This window comes from Ruegeria sp. BJ5 (assembly GCF_056537865.1).
In genome coordinates this window covers 1-1,155 of the sequence record NZ_JBQFSH010000017.1, presented here as the reverse complement: position 1 = coordinate 1,155, position 1,155 = coordinate 1, and the positions used below count along the sequence as shown (strand labels likewise).

Annotated in this window: 2 protein-coding genes; both read left to right on the top strand. The window is 60.3% G+C overall.

The genetic code is table 11. The annotated features are described in order from the left end of the window. Nucleotides 1–83: 83 nt before the first annotated feature. Nucleotides 84–431, top strand: a complete 348-nt coding sequence (locus tag ACR0NY_RS19095) for a helix-turn-helix transcriptional regulator (RefSeq protein ID WP_480771303.1) — start codon at nucleotides 84–86, stop codon at nucleotides 429–431. Nucleotides 432–549: 118 nt separating this feature from the next. Next, a partial coding sequence (locus ACR0NY_RS19090; protein ID WP_480771302.1) for a YiaD family glycine zipper/OmpA-like lipoprotein occupies nucleotides 550–1,155 on the top strand: 606 nt, incomplete at its 3' end.

The following is a 1,155-nucleotide window of genomic DNA, read 5'->3' as shown; positions in this document are numbered from 1 at the left end:
TGCGGACCGGGGACAGTCACCTGCAGCGCGCTGCGAAACGCATTTGCCAAAAAATTGACGCGCTCCATTGCCCAGCCGATTGGTTGCAGGTCGCGCCTTGGGGTTCGCCGCCGGACGATCCGGCGAAAGGATGCGTCCCGGTTGCACATTTCAGGCAGGCAATCCGCGCAGAGCAGAAGATCCGGATCACCTATGTAGATTCGAATGATCAGCGCACCGAACGGATCGTGCGGCCGGTCGCACTGACATACCATATCGAATGCACGATGCTGGCCGGGTGGTGTGAATTGCGCAACGGCTTCCGCCACTTCCGCACGGACAGAATCTGGGCCAGCGAACCAACCGACGAAGACTTTCGCGGCCAGGGCGAGGCACTGCGGGACCTTTGGCAAGAGCAAAACGGGACGCCCCAGTCTGCAGGTGCCGCCTGAATGGCAGGTATTTGCCGATTTCACCGTTTTGTTGCTTGAGCCCACCTATGCGAGCCGTGATATACTAGGCCACAAGAGGCATACCTGCACAACAGGTCCTAGAGCAGAAGGTAACATCATGACGATTTCAAAGTTTATTCTGGCGGCTGGACTGTGTTCGGTCGTGACGCTGGCGGCCTGTACGGACCCCGGCACGCTGAGCGTTCAGAACGATCCCAACCAGAACGCCAAACAGGGCGCACTGCTGGGTGGTCTGATCGGGGCGGGGGTTGGCGCGGTCGCCAACGATTCTGACCCGCTTCTGGGCGCACTGGCAGGGGGCGCCATTGGCGCGGCAGGCGGCGGGCTCATCGGCAACCAGCTGGACCGGCAGGCGGCCGAACTGCGGCAGCAACTGGCCAATGACGGGATTACTATCGTGAATGCGGGCGACCGCCTGATTGTCACGGTGCCGAATGACATCACTTTTGATACCGACAGCGCGACCGTCCGCCCGGCGTTGCGGGCCGATCTGGTCAAAGTCGGCCAGAACCTCGTCAATTATCCCAATTCAAACGTTCAGATTATCGGGCACACCGACAGTGATGGCGATGCGGGCTACAATCTGGGCCTCTCGGAGCGCCGCGCCAATGCGGTGGCCGACATCCTTCAGGCAAATGGTGTGAGCTTTAACCGCATCACCACGATCGGTCAGGGTGAAAACAATCCGGTGGCAACGAACCTG